Below are 22,082 nucleotides of genomic sequence, written 5' to 3' on the forward strand. Positions count from 1 at the left end.
GGCCGGCCCCGCTTAATCTTTATTTAATTCTGCAAGCAGATGGTCGAGCGCGAGGCTGCCATCCAACAGCGAGTAATAGGATTTTTCCATCAGGATGACCTTAATGTTCATGGTCGCCACTTTCTCTTCCAGCTCGGGAATTAAATATTTCAGGTGGGGGCCGACCATCAGGCAATCTATTTCCTGAAGATAGCTTTCTACTTCAGCCTCGCTGCGGGCAACGACAGTGCAATCAAGGCCGCGGCGGGCAGCTTCTTTACGAATATTGGCTGCAAGAAACCCGCTGGATGCCCCTGAGCCGCAGATCAACAAGATATTTAATTTTTTCATTTGCATGTGGACCTTTATAGTAGTGTTTGTCTGTAGGGTAATTTTATTATTGCTATTCCGGGTGATGAATCTCAAATATGCAATTTCACTGCTGAAGTGAAAATAATTACCGATGTAAAACGTCGGGAAAATGAGTGAGCTTCATCACAGTAACTATTCCGGTTAATGTCGGCTACAGCGCATTCATGTGATAACGCTGCTGCGTTTCGCTATCCGGGGTCAGATAAATATGTCCCGCTTCGCCATCGATAATGGCGTCCAGCCCCTCCCACGCCGCAGGCAAATCGGCGACATCCAGGCCCATTATTGCCGGGATCCCCATCGCCCGCGCCAGAATAGCGCTATGAGACAATGCCGATCCCTGCCGGGTGACAATGGCGGCAATGTACTGCTTATCAAGCTGCACGGTATCGCTGGGCAGTATCTCTTCGGCAAACAGGATCGCTTTGCCTGCGGGTAAAGGCGGCGGCGTGGTGCAATGGTTGCAGAGAAGGGCGATAAGCCGCCCCGCGACATCCCGCACGTCCGCAGCCCGGGCCTGAAAATAGGCGTCTTCCATCGCCGCCATTTGCGCGGCAAACTGGTCGCCAGCGCGCCTGACAGCCCAGACCGCATTGACGCGCTGCTGCACAATGGCGTCGCGGATTTCCTGCTGAAAATCATCGTCCTCCAGCATGAACTGGTGAGCGGAGAACAGTTGCGCGATGGCGTCTCCCTTTTCGGCCCGAACCTTATCTTCCAGCATCTGTAGCTGCGATAACGCGGCGTGACAGGCGTTTTCAAGCCGTGTCAGTTCCTGGGCTGGATCCGCAACAGGGTGCGGTGTTACGTCAACCTGAACCGGACGCCAGAACCAGATCGGCGCGAGGACGATGCCCGGCGAGACGGCGTTACCTGTCAATATCTGCATGATTTTCTCCTCGCGCAGGTCAGAGGTGCTGGCAAAAAAAGGCGTGCAGCGCGGTAATAGCCTGCTGCTCATCGTCTCCGCTGGCGACAATGGTTACCGTATCGCCGCATTTCACGTTCAGCCCCATCACGGTGAAGATCTTTTTCAGGCTGGCCTGGGTGTCGTTTTTGGCAAGGTGTAGTTCGCAGCGATATTGCATGGCTAAACGGACCAGCAATCCTGCCGGGCGGGCGTGGATGCCGAGATCGTCACGGATCGTGTATTGAAATTGTTGCATTAAAATATCCTGTCTTTTTGTTATGCCTTACGGCCGGGTGGCAGGGTGAATTCAACTACTCAAGTGCGCTGATGCGCTTATCCAGCATGCGAAAAATTTTCAACAGGTGACGGCTCATTAACAGTTCACTGTTAATTGTCATGAGCGTGTCCTGAGCATGGGTAAATAAAAGGGAGGATGGAAAACGTTCTCCGTGAATTTCGCTCTGAACAATATCCGTTTGATTACCGTGCGCGGTTTTGATTTTCTGCTGCGCCTGAATGATTTTTTCGTCTGCCTCGTCGAACTGGTTTTTTTCAATGGCAAATAAGGCATCCGTAATAAGCGCCCGGGCATCCCCGGCGTCCATGATAATATTCATTGCCACACTATTGATCTGTTCGCTTTTATCCATCTGTTCTCTCGCTATGCAGTGAATTTCGCCATGACATTGTTGTTTCGGCTGACGAAACGATACCGTAATACATTGCCTGCCTGCACTTCATCACACGCGTTAACGACGCAACAAATAAATAATTTCCTCCCGGCAGGGAAAATGGTTACCTGGGCTGTTATTCCGCGGTAAATAACGCGTTGCCTGATCTCTCCGATCGCCCGGTGCCAGGATAGCGAATGCTGTGATCCTTGCGAATTTTTCATGGTATTGCGTGCAATGATGCATCGGATAAACGTGACCTCGTTCACTTTTTCATCAGATTGTTGAATTTCTGCCCTGCAATTCATTGACTGAATTGATGTGTTAATTCTATTTATACGTATCACTAATACGTATAAGTAAAGCCTATGAGCAAAAGAATTACCCAGCGGGATGTGGCGCGGCGGGCAGGTGTATCGCAGGCGACGGTATCCATGACGCTGAACGGCGAGAGCGCAGGCATTCCACCGGAAACGCTGGCCCGCATTATGGCCGCCGCGCAGGAGTTGGGATACGTGCCGAACCGCTTTGCCCAGGCGCTGCGCACCAATAAATCGATGACCATCGCCTGCATTGTGCCGGATATCGCCAACCCCTTTTACTCGTCGCTGATGCGCGGCATTCAGTCGGTCACCGACGGCCACGGCTATGACGTCATCGTCGCCAATACCGACGGCACGGAAGAGAAGGAGCGAAATTTCCTCGACTGGTCGGCGCAGGGCAGGGTGGACGGCGTCGTCGGCGTGTTTTTTTGCCTGCGGGCGAAAGATTTCGCGCCTTTTCTGAACGCCGGTATTCCGGTGGTACGGGTAGAGGCGCAAAAGAAACGCGGCGGCGAACTGCCGATTGACGACATCTATATCGATAGTCGCGCTGCTGCACAGGCGATGGTGCGTTATTTGATTGGCAAAGGGCATCGCGCCATCGGCATGATCGCCGGTAGCGGCGGGCCGGAGGCGGTACGCGTTGAGGGCTACCAGCTGGCAATGCAGGAGGCGGGCCTGCCACCATTGATCGTGATTGAAGAGGATTTTAGTGAGCAGGCGGGCTACCGGGCGACACAGCGTCTGATTGAGGAGGCACGGCTGCCCGGCGCGATTTTCGCCGCCAACGATTTACTGGCTATCGGCGTGATGCGCGCTGCCCGGGAGGCGCACATTGCGATTCCGGCGGATCTTGCGGTGGCCGGGTTTGATGATATTTCCGCCGCCGGGCTGGTGACGCCGCCCCTGACCACCGTGGCGCAATTCCAGTATCAGATCGGCCTCAGTGCGGGCCGGCTATTAATCGAGCGACTGAGCGGCAACCTGGCCGCCGTCGGCACGGCGCAGGAGATGCCATTTCAGTTGATTCAACGTGATTCCGCCTAACGGCAACCTTACCAGGAGAATATCGGTGATGAGTAAATACTGTATGACGCTGGCCGCGACGCTGCTCGTCGCCCATTCGCTACTGCCCGTCGCGGCGCAGGCGCAGGGCGCGGCACCCATCAGCTGGTGGTATGAAACCGCCACGCCTGAAAATAAAAAGCAGTTGCAGCAGTTGCTGATCCAGCCGTTCAACGAGGCGCACCCGGCGTACCGCCTGAACATTGATTACCGGGGTGCCGAGCTGGATAAACAGCTGCGCGTGGCGATGCTGTCGCGCCGCGGTCCGGACATCGTTTATACCGCCGGACCCAGCTATGTGGCGACCATTGCCAATGCCGGACAGCTTCTGCCGCTGGACGGTTACGCGGCGAAGCTGGGCTGGAACGACCGTTTGTTGCCGCTGTTTCTTGAGATGGGCAAATACAAAGGCAAACTGTACGCGCTGCCCAAAACCTATGAAACCATGGGCATATTTTATAACAAAACCCTGTTTGATAAAGAGGGCTGGCAACCGCCGAAAACTATCGCCGAGCTGGAAACGCTGGCGGAAGCGATGAAGGCGAAAGGGATCACCCCCTTCGCCGCGGGTAACGCCGACTGGCGCGCGGCGAACGAGCATTACGTCACCCTGGCTCTGAATACGATTGCCGGGCCGGATAATATTTATAAAGCCCTCAATGGCGAATTACCCTGGACGGCGGAGCCGTTTGTGAAAGCCATTACCACCCTGCAACAGTGGTGGCAAAAAGGCTATTTCGGGGCTAACTACTTTTCGCTGACTCAGGAGCAGGCGTTTGCCCAGGTCGCCAGCGGCAAGGCCGGTATCGCCCCGAGCGGCACCTGGAACTTTTCTTATATTCCCACCTATTTCCCGGCCAGCCATAGCGAAGCGGGCTTCGCGCCTTTCCCGACGGGCGAGGGGGTAGACTATCCGGTTTATCCGCTGGGAATCGGGTCCACCTTCTCCATCGCCGCCAGCTCGAAAAATCCTGACGGTGCGGCGGCCGTCATCGACTACGTCTTTAGCGAGAACTTTTACAGCAAAATCAATTCGGTCTGGCAGGGAGAATGGAATACGCCGCTGAAAGATCTCAGCCATGTACAGCTCGACGCAAAAGTCCTGCCGCTGTACACCGAAACGATGAAAAACCTGGCCAGCGCCGTAGCGCAGAACCACTACGGCTATACCTCCTGGACCTTCCTGCCGCCGGCGACCGACAGCTATCTGGTCAACGCCATTGAGCAGGTCTGGTTAGGGCAGATGAGCGTTAAGGACTTCCTCACCACCCTGGACGCGACGTATCAGCAGGAGAAAAAGGACGGCAAAGTGCCGACCATTCCTTCCCGTCAGTGATCTTTTATTAAGTCAGGCCATTTACGCCGGTAAATGGCCGCGCAAGGGCGATTGATATGCACAGACTGTATCTGGTTCCGACGTTACTGATTAACGTTGTTATTATTCTGATACCCGCGCTATTGACCATCGCGCTGGCATTCTGCCAGTGGGACGGCATCTCCACGCCGCAGTTTATCGGGCTGGGGAATTTCGTTGCGCTGTTTAATGACGGCGTGTTCTGGTCGGCGCTGAAAAACAATATTATCTGGACGCTGATCTTCCTCACCATTCCCATTGCAATGGGGTTGTTTGCCGCCACCATGCTGCTCCTGGCCCCGCGCGGGCGAACCCTGTTTCAGGTGATCTATTTTCTGCCGATGGTCATTGCCACCGCTATCACCGCGCGGGTGTGGCAATCAATGATTTACAGCCCTGTCACCGGGGTCTTCGGTCTGCTGGACCGGTTTGGTCTCTCCGTCAGCAACCCGCTTTCGCTGCCAACGCAGGCGTTGTATGGCGTGGCGACGGTCGATTTATGGCACTGGTGGGGATTCCTCTGCGTGATCTTTTTCGCCGCGCTGCGCCAGGTGCCGCAGGAGCAGATTGAGGCGGCGCGGATTGAAGGGGCAAGTTTCTGGCAGATGATGCGCTATGTCTTACTGCCGGGGATCCGACCGACAATCACGCTGATGATGGTGATGACCGTGATCTGGTCATTCCTGGTCTTTGATTTTGTCTACATCCTCACTCAGGGCGGTCCGGCATTCTCCAGCGAGGTGCTTTCGACACTGGCCTATCGCAAAGCCTTTTACGATCTCAACGTCGGACAAGCAGCCGCCGCGGCGCTGGTGATTGGCGTCTTCGGTCTGGTCGCCACCTTCTTTTATATCCGCCTGCAATCAAAGGAAGATGAATCATGAGACTGATCGAAAGCCGGACCACGCTGACGCTGACCTACATTTTGCTGGCTATAGGCGCGTTCACGGCGCTGTTCCCCATTGCGCTGCTGGTGCTGAACGCGTTTAAAAGCACACCGGAAATTACCCAAAGCCCGCTCTCGCTGCCTGAGACGCTGCGCTGGGATAACTTCACCCGCGCCTGGGAAGATGCCCGCTTCGGCCGCACGTTTCTCAACTCGATTCTGCTGTCGGCCACCACCATTATTCTGGTGTGCACCACCTGTTCCGCTGCGGCCTATGTGCTGTCGCGACGGAAAATCAAATCGTGGCGGCTGGTAAGCGGCTATCTGATGGCTACCACCACCGCGCCCATCCAGCTGTTTTTATTTCCGCTGTACTTTGTCTTTGCCCGGCTGGATCTGATTAACAACGTCTTTGCCGTCGCGCTGATCTACACCGCCATCTACAGCCCGTTTGCCATCATGCTGCTGCGCACCTATTTCCTCGCCATCCCCAAAGAACTGGAAGAGGCCGCGCTGGTGGATGGCGCAACCCACTGGCAGGTATTCCGCCGGGTGATGCTGCCGATGGTCTCGCCGGGCATTCTCACGGTGGCATTAATTATCGGGCTCTATTCGTGGAATGAGTTTTTGATTGCCACCACCTTCCTTCAGGACCAGGAAAACACCACCGCCGTGATCTCCTTTTTCCTGCTGAGCGGACAGTACAGCTCGGACTGGGGCGAAATTATGGCGGCGGCGTTAATTATTGTCCTGCCGGTAGTGGTGCTGTTCGTGGCGTTACAGCGTCGCTTTATTGAAGGCATGGCGGGCGGCTCGGTAAAAGGCTGATCGCCCTTAACAAACAGAGGTATTAACCGTGGCAATTGCTGAAAATTATTCTGAGCGTGTTTATGCGGGCGTGCTGGGCAAGCTGATTGGCGTCTACCTGGGGCGTCCCTTTGAAGGCTGGACCTATCAGCGCATTATGCAGGAGCTGGGGCCAATCAATTACTACGTCCATGAACAGTTGAATCAGCCGCTGGTGGTCACCGACGACGATGTGGCGGGCACGTTTACCTTTATCCGTGCGCTGGAAGATTATGGCATCTCACCTGACCTCAGCGCGGAGCATATCGGCGCGGCCTGGCTTAACTACATCGTCGAACAGCGCGCTATTTTATGGTGGGGCGGGAACGGTAATTCCACAGAACATACGGCGTGGCTGAACCTGAAAAACGGTATCCCCGCGCCGTTAAGCGGCGCGATTGCCACCAACGGCACCGCGGTGGCCGAGCAGATCGGCGCGCAGATTTTTATTGACGGCTGGGCGCTGGTGGCCCCCGGCCAGCCTGCGCTTGCGGCGAAGCTCGCCCGCGAGGCGGGCAGCGTCAGCCACGACGGTGAATCGGTGTATGCCGCGATGCTGTGGGCGGCGATGGAGGCCGAAGCCTTTGTTTCCCGCGATATCAACCATCTGCTTGATACCGGCCTGGCGACGATACCTGCGGATTGCCAGATCGCCCGGCTGATTGCCGATATTCGCCGCTGGCATGCGGAAAACCCGCAATGGGAAACCACCCGCCAGCAGATAGAAGATCACTACGGCTACGATAAATATCCCGGTAACTGTCATGTTATGCCGAACCATGCGCTGATGATCATGACGCTACTTTACGCGCCGGATGACTTTCACCTCGCCATGACCATTGTGAACACCTCTGGCTGGGACACCGACTGTAACGCGGGTAACGTCGGCTGCCTGCTGGGGATCATGCTCGGTCTGGAGGGGATCGACGGCGGTCCTGACTGGCGCGGTCCGCTGGCGGATCGGATGCTGATCTCCTCGGCGGACGGCGGATTTTCCATCAACGATGCGGTACGCATCAGCGACTATCTGGTGAATCTGGGACGCCAGCTGGCCGGTCAGCCGCCTGCGCCTGCGGCGAAAGAGGGCGCGCACTTTCACTTCTCACAGCCGGGCAGCTGTCAGGGATTTCAGCCGCTGGCAGGATATGACCATGCGCCGCTCACCCTCGATAACGTGGAGTATAACGGCACGCGGATGCTGAGCCTGGCCTATAACGCACTGGGCCGCGGACAACGTGCGGGCGTCACCACGCCAACCTTTACGCCGCGCGAGGTGCTCAATATGCGTACCTATGAACTGATGGCGACCCCGTTGCTCTATCCGGGGCAGTGGGTGGAAGTGCGCCTTTACGCGGATACAGAGAATAAAGGCAGCGTAACCGCGGCGCTGTGCTGTCGGGTTTATGACGCCCAGGATCGGTTAACCCCCTATTATGGCGAACCGGTTACTCTGGCCCCGGGAGATAGCCAGATCCTGCGCTGGCGTTTACCTGACTGCGGCGGCCAGCCAATCGGCGAGATTGGCCTGATGCTGGAAGCCGAAGGCCGACAGGCCAGCGGGCGGGTGCTGCTCGACTACCTGAGTTGGGAAGGGGCACCTGAACTGCGCTTAAGCCGACCCGGCCCCGAATGTGACTTCTGGCGGCGTGCCTGGGTAAACGGCGTCAGCTTCTTCTCCCGCCACTTCCCGGCCAGTTTCCGCATCTCGCAGGAGCGTGACGAGGGCATCATTATCCACGGCACCCGGCAGTGGACCGACTATCAGGTCGCCAGTGACGTGGTGCTGCATCTGGGCAATTACGGCGGCGTGGCCGCGCGGGTTCAGGGCTTACGGCGCTATTACGCCGCGCGTGTGACCCGCGAAGGTAAGGCACAGCTGATCCGCGTTCGCGACGGGCAGACGCAGATCCTCGCCGAGTCGCCGCTCGCCTTCACGTATGAGAAACCGTACCGGGTTACGTTGCGCGTCAGCGGCAACCAGATTAGCGCGCGTATTGATGACGTCACGCTGGACGCTACGGATGACAGCGAACTGGCGCTGCATGACGGCGGCATTGGCCTGCTGATCCATCAGGGCGCGCTGTCAGCCGATGCCGTTGAGGTGACGGCGCTGTAAGGCGTCGTCGAAACCAGATCACCATGGGAACAGACTATGGCCAGCGTAACGATCGATAACGTAAAAAAGAGTTATGGCGTGCATCACGTCCTGCATAACATTTCGGTGGATATCGCCGACGGAGAGTTTACCGTGCTGGTCGGCCCCTCCGGCTGCGGTAAATCAACGCTGCTGCGTATGGTGGCCGGGCTGGAAAGCATCACCGCAGGCGACATTGCCATCGGTGGCCGGGTGGTTAACGACTTGCCGCCGAAACAGCGCGATATTTCGATGGTCTTCCAGAACTACGCCCTCTATCCGCATATGACGGTAGCGGAGAACATGGCATTTTCCATGACGCTGAGCGGGGCGAAAAAGGCGGAAAAAGAGCAAAAGGTCAACGAAGCGGCGGAGATCCTCGGGCTAACGCCATTGCTTAAACGCTACCCGCGCCAGCTCTCCGGCGGCCAGCGTCAGCGCGTGGCGATGGGCCGCTCGCTGGTGCGCAACCCGCAGATTTTTCTGTTTGACGAGCCGCTGTCTAACCTTGACGCCAGGCTGCGCGTCGCGATGCGCGCCGAGCTAAAATCGCTGCATCAGCGGCTGAAAACCACCATCCTTTATGTCACTCACGATCAGGTTGAGGCGATGACGATGGCGGATAAAATCGTTGTTTTACAGAATGGCCGCATCGAACAAACCGGCACACCGCTGGAGCTGTATGACTTCCCGGCCAATACCTTTGTCGCGACCTTTATTGGTTCGCCGTCGATGAACCTGCTGCCCGGCGAGATTGGCGAAAGAGGAAGCGAGAGGATCTTCATTAGCCGCTCCAGACAGCGTCTGCCGCTGCCCGATCACTATCAACACCTTGCCGTCGGCACCCCGGTGACCTTTGGCATCCGGCCTGAGCATTTCCAGTATTCCGCAAGACCGACCGATTTCGAGGCGACCGTCGAACTGGTCGAACCGATGGGATCGGAAACCCAGGTGCAGCTCTCGCTGGGCGGTGAAAAAGCCATCGCCGTCTTCCGGGAGCGTATTCAGCAGCGGACGGGCGATCGGTTGTGGTTTACGCCACAGGTGGAAAAAGTCAGCCTGTTTGAACATGAAAGCGGGCGACTGATCCCGCGGCGGGAGGGGGCGGAAAGGTAATAAATAGCAGCGATACGCCTCACACGTTTACGACCAATTGGTCAATTAATTTGAAGCTTTATGTTAAACAAACGGTATTTATTGTTATTACATAACGCGTAGAGTAGGGATTATGCGAGGCAGGCCGCCCGCAGAATGTTACTGGCGGCTGGCCTGCCCACGGTTTCCCTGAACAGGATATCTACGTCATGAAAAAGATCGGCTTTTTATCGTTTGGTCACTGGACCCCGTCGCCGCACTCGGCAACGCGTTCCGCCGCCGATGCGCTGCTCCAGTCCATCGATTTAGCGGTTGCCGCTGAAGAGCTGGGCGCTGACGGCGCGTATTTTCGCGTACACCACTTTGCCCGCCAGCTTGCCTCTCCGTTTCCCTTACTGGCCGCCATTGGCGCAAAAACCCGGCGCATTGAGATTGGTACCGGAGTGATCGACATGCGTTATGAGAACCCGCTGTATATGGCCGAAAGCGCCAGCGCGGCGGATCTTATCGCCGGCGGCCGCCTGCAACTCGGCATCAGCCGTGGTTCGCCGGAACAGGTGATTGATGGCTGGCGTTACTTTGGCTATCAGCCTGCTGAGGGGCAAAATGACGCCGATATGGCGCGTCAGCATACCGAAGTACTGCTTGACGTACTGCGCGGCGAAGGCTTCGCCAAACCCAACCCGCAGCCGATGTTCCCCAACCCGCCGGGAATGCTGCGCCCGGAACCCTATGCCGAAGGCTTACGCGAGCGTATCTGGTGGGGAGCCTCGTCCGATGCGACGGCGGTCTGGGCGGCGAAGCTGGGCATGCATCTGCAAAGCTCCACGTTAAAGAATGATGAAACCGGCGAGCCATTCCATATTCAGCAGGCTAAACAGATCCGCGCCTACCGCGCCGCCTGGGCGGAAGCGGGGCATACGCGCACGCCGCGCGTCTCGGTCAGCCGCAGCATCTTTGCGCTGATGAACGACCGCGATCGGGCGTATTTTGGTGCCAGCGGCGATGACAGCGATAAAGTTGGCTTTATTGACGATCAGACCCGCGCCATCTTTGGCCGCAGCTACGCCGCCGAGCCGGACAAGCTGATTGCGCAGTTAAAACAGGATGAAGCGATTGCCGAAGCGGATACCCTGCTGCTGACCGTGCCGAACCAGCTTGGGGTGGAGTACAACGTGCATGTGATTGAGTCGATACTGAAACACGTAGCACCTGCGATGGGGTGGAAAGGGTAGAGATTAATCAAATAAAGACGGCGTGATGATTTTGCGAGCCGTCTTCCAGAAACGCGCTTGCCGCCCTTTATCAATCGCAGTATCCTTTTCCCGCACCTGCAAAATCAGGTGCCGGGATTGGAACCCTGAATAATGTTACAGGCGACATATGACGCGCCCGCGTCTTTTTTTATGTCGTGCGCCTGGCTATACCTCAATGGTGGGCTGGGCGGGGGCACCGTAAGGTGCGCCGGTTGCCTGTAACGCCGGTAGTTCCAACCCCGTCCAGTCTACCACCATGAGATTGGAACCTCTGGTGGTGGGTTTTAAACTCGTTACAGGAGGCTGCCTTTATGGCTACGATCCCCACTCAAACACACCCGTTACTTGCTGTTCCCTTTAACGCTGCCACCGATTTCACCGTACTGGCCGAACACTGCGAAAACTTTGCCGGGACGCTGATCGAAAGCAACGATCTCACCCTGAAAATGGCACTGTGCGGCAGAATCAACGCCAGCCTGATGTTATTACAGCCCACCTTGCTCGAACCTGTCCCGGAACATCTTGTTGAAAGCCTGACGGTGAATGCGCCGCCGGAGGATTTCCCCCGTTTTACCCCCGAATGTACTGAACTGTGCAACTACTGCCTGGCGCTGACGCAAACGCTGGCCGGGACGGGTTTTTCGTCAGAGACGGAGAAATACCTTAGCTGGCTGCTGTTTGACTTGCTCAGCTACTTCTCAGCGGAAATGCGCGCGCCGCGGTGGTTAAGAACGGCAGAGGGGGTGGTGGAGATTGGGTAGGGAAATGTGATACTAAAGCCCGCTGAAGGCGCGGGCTTTGCAGTGAATGTTGTCAACATCATGTCTGCCTCTCCCTAAAGTTTCCTTCCCGCTTTTCCGATAATCCCAACATCATTTTTTAAATAACGTAAGGAATTTGTATGAGCAGCGTGAGCGTAACGGATCTTAGTCAGACTCAGAACGATGTGTTTAAAAAACCAGTCAACCTGCCCACTACCATTACTCTCTCGCAGGAAAAGATCGAACGGATGCGCGCGGGAGAAACGCCTGCCAATCCGCAGTTGAGTCAGGAAGCAATAGACAAAAGCGAAAAGGAGATATTGCAGACCAGAAATAGCATTATCGAACTGAATCAAAGTAAAACCAACGCTATCGTAAACGACATTGATACTTATTTTTCCGGTATGCTTTCACACTCTTCTCTGTCTTTGCTTGATATGGGCGGACTGATTTCCGAAGCATTACAGACGCCAGGTGGTTCAGGCAACTCCACGACCCTTTCCATGGATCTTTCGCTCACTCAGGCAAAGCTAAACTTTCTGGTGCAGAAATTTGTGCCGACTGAGCATCAGGCCGCGAGTGTTGCTGAAATCAATAATTACCTTGCTAAAAAAACAGACGATCAGGATGACATTGTCAAAGATATGACCAGCCGTTCGTTGGCGATTGCAAAACAATACGGTGATACGGCGGGAGAAGAGAGCCTCAGCGAGCAGTTGATGCAGCTCAATGCGGGTCAGCATGAAACGCAAAATGAACGACGCGATATGCTGTCGCTGACCAACAATACCACTGACAGTTCGGTCTGGTTTACAGGGTTACGCCAGAGGATCGGCGCAGGCAATGAGACGGACTTTTTTAAGGATATTGCCTCTTCACACGTGGCAAAGCTCCAGCAGCAGTGGGAAAAGTTCACCACGATGGTGAACGTTATTACGGCGTAACATGTAGCCGCATAACTGCGTCCAGGCCAGAAAAGCAAAAAGCCCGCTACAAAGCAGGCTTTTTTGAATTTTGGCTCCTCTGACTGGACTCGAACCAGTGACATACGGATTAACAGTCCGCCGTTCTACCGACTGAACTACAGAGGAATCGGTTGGAGGCTTATCTTAGCGGCGTAAAAACTTTTGTCAAATCCCAATCCAGACCTTGCTGTTCAAGTGGCTCTTTTTGCAACAATCTGTTGTATTTGCCGACAAATTTTTGTGGGAAAATACTTTGCAGGTTTTGCCTTTCTCTCCCATCATTTGAAATGTAGTTTCAACATTCTTTGTTAAGGTCAATTTTGGACGTTACTGCTTCTCTGCGCCGGGCCGTCGCACGCACGCCCTGGTATGCGAAACGAAAAAGTTACCGGGTTCTCTTCTGGCGTGAGATCACCCCGCTTGCCATTCCCATCTTTCTGGAGAATACCTGCGTCCTGCTGATGGGCGTACTCAGCACGTTCCTGGTGAGCTGGTTGGGTAAAGAGGCGATGGCGGGCGTAGGGCTGGCCGACAGTTTCAATATGGTCATCATGGCTTTTTTTACCGCGGTCGATCTGGGTACGACGGTGGTGGTGGCTTTCAGCCTCGGCAAGCTCGATCCCAGCCGGGCGAGGGCGGCGGCGCGGCAGTCGCTGGTGATCATGACGCTGTTTGCCATCGCGCTGACGGTACTGATCCACGCCTTTGGTAGCCAGATTATCGATTTTGTCGCCGGAGACGCCACGCCGCAGGTGAAAGAACTGGCGTTGACCTATCTGGAATTAACCGCGCTGAGCTATCCGGCGGCAGCGATCACCCTGATTGGTAGCGGCGCGCTGCGTGGTGCGGGCAATACTAAAATCCCATTGCTGATTAACGGTGGGATGAACATCCTTAATATTATTATCAGCAGCGCGCTGATCTACGGCGTTTTTTCCTGGAACGGGCTGGGTTTCGTCGGCGCGGGGCTGGGGCTGACCATTGCGCGCTATATCGGCGCGGTAGCAATTATTGTGGTGCTGATGATCGGTTTTAACCCGGCGCTGCGTATTTCCCTGAAAAGCTACTTCGCGCCGCTGAATTTCAGCATTTTGTGGGAAGTGCTGGGGATCGGCATCCCGGCAAGTATCGAGTCGGTGCTGTTTAACGGCGGGAAACTGCTGACTCAGATGTTTGTCGCCGGCATGGGGACCGACGTCATTGCGGGTAACTTTATTGCGTTCTCTATCGCCTCGCTGATTAACCTCCCCGGTAATGCCCTGGGATCGGCATCCACCATCATTACCGGTAAGCGGCTGGGCAAAGGGCAGATTGCGCAGGCCGAGCGTCAGTTACGCCACGTGTTCTGGCTGTCGACCATCGGCCTGACGATTATTGCCTGGTTCACTGCACCTTTTGCCGGGTTGATGGCCGCGTTCTATACCCGTGAGGAGGACGTGAAGGAAGTGGTTAAAATCCTTATCTGGCTGAACGCCGCCTTTATGCCGATCTGGGCGGCCTCGTGGGTACTGCCTGCCGGGCAGAAGGGCGCACGCGACGCGCGTTTCTCAATGTGGGTCTCCATGCTCAGCATGTGGGGCTGCCGCGTGGTGGCGGGCTACGTGCTGGGGATCATGCTCGGTATGGGCGTGGTCGGCGTCTGGCTGGGAATGTTCTTCGACTGGGCGGTGCGCGGCGTCTGCTTCTACTGGCGAATGGTAAGCGGACGCTGGCTGTGGAAATACCCGCGGCAGAAGAAAACTGTCGATTAACTGAACGATATCGCGCTGTTTCTGCGTATTTCGGAGAATAAATCGGCAAACGGTTGAATTTGTACAAACAGGCTTTGACAAGGGGCGGGTGGCTCGCTAATATTCGCCCCGTTCACACGATTCCTCTGTAGTTCAGTCGGTAGAACGGCGGACTGTTAATCCGTATGTCACTGGTTCGAGTCCAGTCAGAGGAGCCAAAATTCAAAGAAGCCCGCTTTTTAGCGGGCTTTTTGCTTTTCTGCGTTTAGCGCTGCTTCTTGACCGGGTAAGCGGTCAGCGGTTTGATCTCTTTGAGCACAAACATACTTTGCATCTCTTTAATGCCCGGCAGCCTGCGCACCACCGACATGGCGAAATCCGCATACGAATCCAGATCGGATGCCACCACCTGTAGCAGAAAATCGGCATCCCCGCCGATGCTGTAGCAGGCAACGACATCTTCCAGCGCGGTCACCTCCTCCTCAAATTTTCTCGCCTCCGCTTCGCTATGGCTATCGATAGTCACCCGAATAAACACCATCACGCCCAGACCGATTTTTTTCCGGTTCAGAACTGCACGATAGCCCTGGATGACATCGTCCTCTTCCAGTTTGCGCACTTTGCGCCAGCAGGGGGAGGCGGACATTCCCGCTTTGTCAGCCAGTTCCTGATTAGTGATACGAGCGTCGTCCTGCAACAGCCTGAGAATTTTCATTTCTGTCGTATCGGGCACCATGACGGGTAATTCCTTTCTTTTAAGAAGTATGAGAAGGTTATTTTTACCGGATATCGTTCTGTAAGTACATGAAACAGGCAGCACTTTTCTGTTTAGCTTCGGCATACTGTATCGGCCATGCAGACACCTGCTTAAGACACACCGCTATAGTGAGGACGAAAGATGAAATTTGATGCCAGCCAGCATCGCTGTACGATTATTATTGATAAAGATCTTCCCGCCGGTCTTGCCATGAATGCGGCAAGCGTTATAGGGATCAGTTTTGGTCGCACCGTTGAGGATCTTGTGGGGCCTGACAGGCAAAGCCTTGATGGGGTCAATTATCCCGGCGTGATCTACAGTCCGCTTCCCGTTCTGCGGGCTTCGGGGGCCTGTATTCATGAGTTATTAGTGGCGGGCGAAGCTGACGCTGACATTGAGATTATGCCGTTTAGCGCGCTGGCGCAGTCGTGCAAAACCTATGATGAGTATGGCGAGAGGATCGCTTCGGTAAGCAGCAACGCGATTGAACTGGTGGCTATCGGGCTGGTGGGGCCGAAGAAGAAAATAACCACACTGACGGGGAATCTTCCGCTTTATAAATAACTTTCCACATCGTGCACGGTAAACAAGCCCGTTATTAACGGGCTTTTTGCATTCAGCATGGAGATATTAACTGCTGGCAAAGCGCAGTTTATCGGCATAGGCCGCCGCGGTTTTATCGTTTTTCTTTTTATCGGTGATAATAATATCGACATCGGCGATAGGACAGACATGAGACAGTGCCCGGTATCCCAGTTTTGAAGCGTCCGCAAGCACAACGCGCGTTTTCGCGGACTTCAGAATTTCTTTTTTAGTCGGCAATTCAATGGCGTTAATGTTAGTAATGCCTGCCTCAGGGTGTACCCCTTCCGCACCCAGAAACGCCCAGTCGGCGTACACTTCACTGAATTTTCGTGTCGCATCCGGGCCCACCAGGGTAAGCGAGTTACCGATCACCACACCACCGGTAATGTTGAGGTTTATCGCCGGGTACTGGCTAAGCAGCAGGGCGATATTAAGATCGTTGGTGATAACCGTCAGATCTTTTTTGCTGGCAAGCTGTACCGCCAGTTCATAAACGGTTGAGCCGTTATCGAGGATCACCGAGTCGCCATCGGCAATTAAAGAGGCAGCATATTTGCCGATAGCCACTTTTTGCTCATGGTTGCGGCTTTTACGGATGGTGTAAGGCGTATCCTGTCTTTCCGTCGATAGCACTGGCAGCACGCCACCGTGCGTTCTGACAATTTGCTGCGTTTTCTCCAGATGAATAAGATCCCGCCTGATCGTTGAGCTGTCCACCTCAAACTCTTCAGCAAGTTGATGGGCATTGAGATAACCCGTTGAAACGAGCATGGAAAGGATCCTTTTCCGCCTTTCTTGTGCCAGCATTTTTTGCCCCCGTCACACTTCAGTACGGCTGATAGTACCACGCTTTAGCGCATAAAAAATCATAAAGGCATAGCTTTCAAACGCTTAAATTGATGGCCTGAAAAAAAATGTCGAACTCGTCACATAAGCGATATCGTGCAATTGAATGCACGAATTCGTGCATATACCGTGTAAGTGTATTCACCACTGACTAATGAGGAAATGATGTCAACGCCGTATGAGAACGATATTGCTATGCAGCCACAAGCCGTAGAGGCACAGCTGAACAATCCGCTGCCGGAGGATCTGCATACGTTGCAATTGGGTCGCTATGACCGGATTATCCTGACCGGAATGGGATCATCGGACTATGCTCTGATCCCGGTAGAAAGGGCGCTTATCGCCAGAGGTTATCCGGTATGGCGGGTGGATGCGGGGCGCATGCTGGATATGCCCTCGCTGGTAACGGAAAACTCGCTGCTCTGGGCGACTTCACAATCGGGCATGAGTGGCGAAATTGTGGCGCTGCTTAAAAAGGGCACACGCCCGCGTACGCTTATCGGTTTAACCAACGATCGGGACAGCGTTCTGGCGCAAGAAGCCGATATTCTCATCGCGCTTGAAAGCGGAGACGAAGCAACAGTGAGTTCGAAAAGCTATTTGAACACGCTGATTGCCTGCTACCGGACGCTGGCCGTTTTGTTGGGGGAAGATGAGAAAGCCATTTGCGATGCGGTCAGAACAATCCTTCCTGAGATCGACCGTCTGGTGAGTGACGTACATTGCGTTGTGGAACTGGCGGACGATCTCTTTTCCCATGCACGACCCCGCGTCGCGTATGTCGGCACCGGCGCGTTTGCTTCCAGTGCATTAACCGGCGCATTAATCACCAAGGAAGCGTCTAAAGTCAGCGCGGAAGGGTTTATCGGCGGTGAGTTCCGTCATGGCCCGATGGAGACTTCCGGCAAAGGGATGCTGGCGGTTTTGTGCGGCAAGCCAGGCGATGAAACGCTGGAAAGACTGGCCACGGAACTGCTGGCGAATGGCTCTCGTGTCGTCACTATCGGAGAAGCTGCCTACGCGGATTCCGTGCTGCTTGCCGTACCGCCTGTCGATGAGCTTTGCCAGCTGCTGTGCGGCTTTATTTACATTGAGCATCTGACGGTCGCATTCGCCAGGAAAAACGGCTTCATTCCGGGCCACTTCCTCTACGGGCAAAAAATCACGGTGGCGATATGACAAACGCATCCACAGGGGTAAAAGCAGGTATCGATCTGGGAGGAACGGGTACTCGCATCATCATCAGAGGGGAAAGCGGAATACTCAATACCATGACGCTCCCTACCGCAGAATTTTGCCAGCTTGAGCAGCAAGATCGCGCGCAAGCGCTGGCTTCCTACGTACTGGCTCTCATCCCGCAAGGGATGGAGCTTATTAGTCTGGGAGTGGGTGCCAGCGGTCCGGTAGATACCGCCTCCGGGATTATTAATAATAAAGATACGCTTGAGTGCTTCTCGTTTTTTCCGCTGGTGGATGAATTAAAGCAAATACTTGGCATCCATGTCGCGATCGATAATGACGCCGTCGCTGCGGTGCTGGGGGAATATCACTTTGGCGCAGGTAAAAATAGCCAGCGCCTTCTGATGGTCACCCTGGGAACGGGGATCGGTGTCGCACTGCTTGATAAGGGAATTCCTTTTCGTACCAGCGACCATCAGCACCCGGAAGCGGGACATATCCCGGTTTCTGGCAACCCGGCGACCTGCTATTGCGGTCTGCGGGGCTGCTGGGAAATGCTGGCTTCCCGGACCTGGCTGCAGCAGAACCTGGAAGCACTGCTTCCACTGATGCCTTTTGAAAAGCAGGACGTTAGCGTCTATCAGGCTATGTCGGCGGAGCGGAAAGAGGTCGCGGCGATATTTCATCGCTATGGAAACTATCTCGGCCGCGGGCTGGTGACATTACTGACGCTTTATGGTCCGGATTTGACCATTCTTAGCGGCAGCGCCGCACATTATTACCCGTTATTTAAATCCGGCCTGGAAGAGTCTCTGATACGGGCGGATGCCTATGCCATTAATAAACGCATTGTGCCGTCAGAATTAGGCGATATTGCTGGCGCTCTGGGGGCGACGGTCATTCCAGAATTGAATTAACGATAATATTTCAACGACAGGTTAATATCATGGTAAATTCAGAGTGCAGAGAAGGGCAGGGTAAACCTGAAGCGATAAAAATCACTGTTTTTATTATTCTTTCAGTACTTATTTCTTCCGTCGGTGGGATTATATTTGGTTATGATACCGGTATTATCGGCGGTGCGATTGTCTTTATTGGCAAAGCGTTTCAGATTAACGATCTTATGCAGGGTGTGATCGTTAGTATGTCATTATTAGGTGCCATGATCGGTGCCCTTGCCGCCGGGCCGCTTGCCGATAAATATGGACGTAAAGTTAATCTGTTTATTTCGGGATTATGCTTTGCTTTCGGTGCAGCGATTTCGGGATTCACTCACCATATTGAAATCCTCACGCTCGCCCGAATTCTCCAGGGTATTGGCGTAGGCGCTTCTTCGGTACTGGTGCCGGTTTATATTGCTGAATTATCGCCAGCAAAAATTCGCGGCGTGCTGGTGACCTCATTTCAGTTAATGATCACCGTTGGTATTGTTATGGCGTACGGCGTGAATACGATCGCGGAAAGTCGCGGAGAATGGCGTTTCCCCGTAGGAATTGCCGGGATTTTCGGCGTGCTTCTGGCGGCAGGCGTGATTTTCGTAACGGAATCTCCCCGCTGGCTTATCGCCATGAACCGACACGATCTCGCCCGACGCACGTTAATAAAGCTTCGCGGCAATAGTCAGGTTGACGCTGAAATTAAGGAGACGGAGCGCCTCAACGCGATTGAGCAGGACAATATGCGCTGGCGGGATTTGTTCCGCGGTCATGTGCGGCCAATGATCATTATTGGCGTGCTGGTCGCCTTCTTTTCCAACGCCTGCGGTATTAATCTGGTGATCTATTTTGCGCCACAGATTTTACAGTCGAGTGGATTTACCTCTTCTGCTTCATGGATTGGTACCGTGGGACTGGGGATCACCAACGTGGCCTTTACCGTGGTGGGGATGCTCATTGTTGACCGCGTCGGGCGTCGGCCATTGTTGATCCTCGGCGCGGTGGGATTAACGATTAGCCTTGTGATCCTTGCCATTCTGTTTTCTGTGCCGGTATTTCCTGGCAGTAACTGGCTGGCATTTGCTTCACTGGTCTTTTATATCGTCATGTATGCGGTCAGCCCGGGAATGCTCGGCTTTCTGATGATCTCGGAGATTTCGCCGCTCAGGGCAAGGGCGAAAGTCACCAGCCTGTCGATATTCATTATTTTTGCCACCAATCTGGTCATCGCGTTGTTATCACTACCGATGCTGAATGGGATGGGCGCATCCGCGACGTTCTGGCTGTTTTCGGGTATTTGCGTGGCGTTTACGTGCTTCAGTTTTTTTGTCCCGGAAACCAAAGGCAAAAGTCTGGAAGAGGTCGAATTGTATTTCAAACAAAAGCACCGCGAAGTCTCAGAAAAGATGAACGTCGTTAGCGAATAACAAGAAGCCCGCGCCGCGCGGGCCAGAGGTTGATGACAAACCTGTTTTGCCAGGGTACGCACCGTTATGCCGGGTGGCGGCTTCGCCTTACCCGGCCTACAAAAACCAGCGATATCAATTGATTATGCCTAATTTGTAGGCCTGTGCAAGCGCAGCGCCGCCAGGCATCATTCCACGGTATAACGTTTGTCAGCAGTCTGAAGCCCGCGTGATGCGGGCTTATTTATTATCCCGCCTGTACGCGCAGCGGCGCGGTGGCGGCGAACAGCCACGGACGCGCGTCGCTCTCCACCAGCGGAGAAAGCGCTTCACGCACCTGCTGGTGGTAGTCGTCCAGCCACTGTTTCTCCTGCTCGCTCAACAACGACAGCTCTACCTGACTTAAATCGATGGGGATCAGCGTCAGTGAAGCGAAACGACAAAATCCCGGATGGCCTTCAACCACTTCAACCTGGTTTTCGATGCGGATGCCGTAGCGATCTTCCAGATACAGGCCCGGTTCGATGGTGATGATATTGCCAGCGGCAAGCGGCCAGGGATTCACTTTCTTCGCCATCCGGTGCGGCTGTTCGTGGATCAGCAACTGATGGCCGACGCCGTGCCCGGTGCCGTGATCGTAATCCAGGCCCAGCTCCCATAGCGGACGGCGCGCGAAGGCGTCGATCTGATGGCCCTGCGTTCCTGTCGGGAATTGCAGGGTGATCAGCGCCAGAAAGCCTTTCAGCACGGCGGTATAGTGCAGGCGACGCTGCGGATCGAGCGTGCCGAATGCCAGCGTGCGGGTAGCGTCCGTGGTGCCGTTCTGGTACTGACCGCCGGAATCGTTGAGATAAAAGTTCGCGCCGGTGATCGCGGCGTTGGTTTTCTCACTGGAATGGTAATGACACATCGCCGCGTTACTGCCCGCCGCCGAAATGGTGCTGAAACTCTGCTCAATAAAGCCTGGCTGCTGCTGACGGAACGCCAGTTGCTTTTCCTGTGCTTCACGTTCGGTGAGCGGATTGTTCGCGGCTTCACGAGCGGAGACCTCATGCGCCAGCCACGCCAGAAAATTAACCCATGCCGCGCCATCGTAGCGGTGGCAATGGCGGTAGCCTTCCAGCTCGGTTTGATTCTTCTTCGCTTTAATAAACGTGATGGGATCGGCTTGCCAGATCACGTCACCGCCGGATTGCTCAACGGCGAAACGCAGTGCGACCGGGGCATTATCCGCATCCAGCGAAATTCGTTTATCCGTGGCAACCTGCTGAACGCGGGGAATAAAGGCTTCCTGCGGTGCCAGCGTGAGCGAGGCAAGAAGCGATTCGGGCAATCCGGTCGTTTTGCTCGCGGCGACAAACCACTCCACCTCGCCGGTCTGGCTTAACAGCGCAAAAGAAAGGGCAACCGGGCTCATCGCCACGTCCGCCCCGCGCACGTTCAGCAGCCAGGCGATATTATCCGGCTGGGTGATCGCCAGAAAATCAACGTTCTGCTCGCGCAGCAGAGCAGCAATGCGCTGGCGCTTATCTTCGCTGCTCTCTCCGGCCATCTCCGGGGGCATTTCCCGGATGGCCCCCTCGGGCGCAGCGGGACGCGAGGTCCAGATCGCATCAAAGGGATCGTGCGGCAGAGGCACCAGTTCACAAGGGGTGGCGCTGAGCGCCTCATACTGACTGTTTACCATCAGCAGCGGTTCGAAGGCGATACGGCTGCCTGCCGGGAGTTCACTCGCCAGCCACTCAGCAAGTGGTTCGTTATGCAAGTGGTGGATCTCCCATGCGTTGAGATCAACCTCGTTGCGCGCCTGGACCTGATAGCGTCCGTCGACAAACAGCAGGGCGCGATCGCGCAGGACCAGCGCCAGCCCGGCAGAACCGGTAAAGCCAGTGAGCCACGCCAGTTTGTCATCGTGTGGGGCGCAGTCTTCGCTTTGGTGCGCATCCGACCGGGGAACGATTATACCGTCCAGCGACTGCGTGATGAGAAGGTCGCGGAGCGCAGAAAGAGAACTATCCATAAAAAAG

General features: G+C 55.0%; 22 protein-coding genes, 2 tRNA genes and 1 pseudogene. 17 read left to right on the forward strand and 8 right to left on the reverse strand.

Features of this window, described 5'->3' with window-relative positions; genetic code table 11:
- Positions 1-12 precede the first annotated feature (12 nt).
- The 4 genes from INT84_RS08805 to INT84_RS08820 form a co-directional block, all read right to left on the reverse strand.
- Entirely contained in the window at positions 13-330 is a 318-nt protein-coding gene (locus INT84_RS08805; RefSeq protein WP_194206504.1) for a PTS sugar transporter subunit IIB, read from the reverse strand.
- Positions 331-502: 172 nt separating this feature from the next.
- The gene (locus INT84_RS08810) at positions 503-1,240 is read right to left on the reverse strand and encodes a phosphoenolpyruvate-utilizing N-terminal domain-containing protein (RefSeq protein ID WP_194206505.1); all 738 of its coding nucleotides are present in this window, start codon (positions 1,238-1,240) and stop codon (positions 503-505) included.
- 19 nt (positions 1,241-1,259) lie between these two features.
- Positions 1,260-1,517: an HPr family phosphocarrier protein gene (locus INT84_RS08815; RefSeq protein WP_194206506.1), complete on the reverse strand. Its 258-nt coding sequence runs from the start codon at positions 1,515-1,517 to the stop codon at positions 1,260-1,262.
- Positions 1,518-1,572: 55 nt separating this feature from the next.
- Positions 1,573-1,911, reverse strand: coding sequence for a PTS lactose/cellobiose transporter subunit IIA (locus INT84_RS08820; RefSeq protein WP_194206507.1), 339 nt, complete (start codon positions 1,909-1,911; stop codon positions 1,573-1,575).
- Between the two features lie 389 nt (positions 1,912-2,300).
- On the opposite strand from INT84_RS08820, the gene INT84_RS08825 reads away from it, so the two are divergent.
- The 9 genes from INT84_RS08825 to INT84_RS08865 all read left to right on the forward strand — a co-directional run bounded on the left by INT84_RS08825 (position 2,301) and on the right by INT84_RS08865 (position 12,596).
- The gene (locus tag INT84_RS08825; protein WP_194206508.1) at positions 2,301-3,302 is read left to right on the forward strand and encodes a LacI family DNA-binding transcriptional regulator; all 1,002 of its coding nucleotides are present in this window, start codon (positions 2,301-2,303) and stop codon (positions 3,300-3,302) included.
- Between the two features lie 28 nt (positions 3,303-3,330).
- Positions 3,331-4,656, forward strand: a complete 1,326-nt coding sequence (locus tag INT84_RS08830; protein WP_228065994.1) for an ABC transporter substrate-binding protein — start codon at positions 3,331-3,333, stop codon at positions 4,654-4,656.
- 56 nt (positions 4,657-4,712) lie between these two features.
- On the forward strand, positions 4,713-5,558 hold the full coding sequence (locus INT84_RS08835) for a carbohydrate ABC transporter permease (RefSeq protein ID WP_176919184.1): 846 nt from the start codon (positions 4,713-4,715) through the stop codon (positions 5,556-5,558).
- Positions 5,555-6,388, forward strand: coding sequence for a carbohydrate ABC transporter permease (locus INT84_RS08840; protein WP_176919185.1), 834 nt, complete (start codon positions 5,555-5,557; stop codon positions 6,386-6,388). The genes INT84_RS08835 and INT84_RS08840 overlap by 4 nt, the downstream gene beginning before the upstream one ends.
- Positions 6,389-6,416: 28 nt before the next feature.
- On the forward strand, positions 6,417-8,522 hold the full coding sequence (locus INT84_RS08845) for an ADP-ribosylglycohydrolase family protein (RefSeq protein WP_194206509.1): 2,106 nt from the start codon (positions 6,417-6,419) through the stop codon (positions 8,520-8,522).
- Between the two features lie 36 nt (positions 8,523-8,558).
- The gene (locus tag INT84_RS08850; protein ID WP_194206510.1) at positions 8,559-9,656 is read left to right on the forward strand and encodes an ABC transporter ATP-binding protein; all 1,098 of its coding nucleotides are present in this window, start codon (positions 8,559-8,561) and stop codon (positions 9,654-9,656) included.
- Between the two features lie 188 nt (positions 9,657-9,844).
- Complete coding sequence (locus tag INT84_RS08855; protein WP_194206511.1) at positions 9,845-10,870, forward strand: LLM class flavin-dependent oxidoreductase; 1,026 nt, start codon at positions 9,845-9,847, stop codon at positions 10,868-10,870.
- 332 nt (positions 10,871-11,202) lie between these two features.
- Positions 11,203-11,652, forward strand: coding sequence for a hypothetical protein (locus INT84_RS08860; RefSeq protein WP_194206512.1), 450 nt, complete (start codon positions 11,203-11,205; stop codon positions 11,650-11,652).
- Between the two features lie 140 nt (positions 11,653-11,792).
- Entirely contained in the window at positions 11,793-12,596 is an 804-nt protein-coding gene (locus tag INT84_RS08865) for a hypothetical protein (RefSeq protein ID WP_194206513.1), read from the forward strand.
- A gap of 71 nt (positions 12,597-12,667) precedes the next feature.
- Here the strand turns inward: INT84_RS08865 and INT84_RS08870 are convergent.
- Positions 12,668-12,743: transfer RNA gene (locus INT84_RS08870), tRNA-Asn, on the reverse strand.
- Between the two features lie 5 nt (positions 12,744-12,748).
- Between INT84_RS08870 and INT84_RS24410 the strand changes: the two are divergent.
- From INT84_RS24410 to INT84_RS08880, 4 genes and pseudogenes are all read left to right on the forward strand, one after another.
- Positions 12,749-12,835, forward strand: a pseudogene (locus INT84_RS24410) (DUF5951 family protein); the annotation flags it as partial.
- Positions 12,836-12,857: 22 nt separating this feature from the next.
- Positions 12,858-12,929: a DUF5951 family protein gene (locus tag INT84_RS24415; protein WP_370529659.1), complete on the forward strand. Its 72-nt coding sequence runs from the start codon at positions 12,858-12,860 to the stop codon at positions 12,927-12,929.
- Complete coding sequence (locus INT84_RS08875; RefSeq protein WP_194206514.1) at positions 12,923-14,368, forward strand: EmmdR/YeeO family multidrug/toxin efflux MATE transporter; 1,446 nt, start codon at positions 12,923-12,925, stop codon at positions 14,366-14,368. Before INT84_RS24415 ends, INT84_RS08875 begins: the two co-directional genes overlap by 7 nt.
- A 121-nt stretch (positions 14,369-14,489) precedes the next feature.
- A tRNA-Asn gene (locus tag INT84_RS08880) sits at positions 14,490-14,565 on the forward strand.
- Positions 14,566-14,612: 47 nt separating this feature from the next.
- Here INT84_RS08880 and INT84_RS08885 read toward each other — a convergent pair.
- Positions 14,613-15,083: an Lrp/AsnC family transcriptional regulator gene (locus INT84_RS08885; protein WP_194206515.1), complete on the reverse strand. Its 471-nt coding sequence runs from the start codon at positions 15,081-15,083 to the stop codon at positions 14,613-14,615.
- A 162-nt stretch (positions 15,084-15,245) separates the two neighbouring features.
- Between INT84_RS08885 and INT84_RS08890 the strand changes: the two genes are divergently transcribed.
- Entirely contained in the window at positions 15,246-15,668 is a 423-nt protein-coding gene (locus tag INT84_RS08890) for a DUF2000 domain-containing protein (protein ID WP_194206516.1), read from the forward strand.
- Between the two features lie 66 nt (positions 15,669-15,734).
- Here the strand turns inward: INT84_RS08890 and INT84_RS08895 are convergent, their stop codons facing one another.
- Positions 15,735-16,496: a DeoR/GlpR family DNA-binding transcription regulator gene (locus INT84_RS08895; protein WP_194206517.1), complete on the reverse strand. Its 762-nt coding sequence runs from the start codon at positions 16,494-16,496 to the stop codon at positions 15,735-15,737.
- Between the two features lie 201 nt (positions 16,497-16,697).
- Between INT84_RS08895 and INT84_RS08900 the strand changes: the two genes are divergently transcribed.
- The 3 genes from INT84_RS08900 to INT84_RS08910 are packed head-to-tail and all read left to right on the forward strand — an operon-like array spanning position 16,698 to position 20,076.
- Complete coding sequence (locus INT84_RS08900) at positions 16,698-17,714, forward strand: SIS domain-containing protein (RefSeq protein ID WP_228065996.1); 1,017 nt, start codon at positions 16,698-16,700, stop codon at positions 17,712-17,714.
- The gene (locus INT84_RS08905) at positions 17,711-18,631 is read left to right on the forward strand and encodes an ROK family protein (protein ID WP_194206518.1); all 921 of its coding nucleotides are present in this window, start codon (positions 17,711-17,713) and stop codon (positions 18,629-18,631) included. Before INT84_RS08900 ends, INT84_RS08905 begins: the two co-directional genes overlap by 4 nt.
- Positions 18,632-18,660: 29 nt before the next feature.
- Positions 18,661-20,076 (forward strand): sugar porter family MFS transporter, encoded by a 1,416-nt coding sequence (locus INT84_RS08910; protein WP_194206519.1) that lies wholly within the window; start codon positions 18,661-18,663, stop codon positions 20,074-20,076.
- 226 nt (positions 20,077-20,302) lie between these two features.
- On the opposite strand, the gene INT84_RS08915 is transcribed toward INT84_RS08910, so the two are convergent.
- Entirely contained in the window at positions 20,303-22,075 is a 1,773-nt protein-coding gene (locus tag INT84_RS08915; protein WP_194206520.1) for an aminopeptidase P family protein, read from the reverse strand.
- Positions 22,076-22,082: the final 7 nt, after the last annotated feature.

Source organism: Superficieibacter sp. 1612_C1 (genome assembly GCF_015234305.1).
GTDB lineage: Bacteria > Pseudomonadota > Gammaproteobacteria > Enterobacterales > Enterobacteriaceae > Superficieibacter.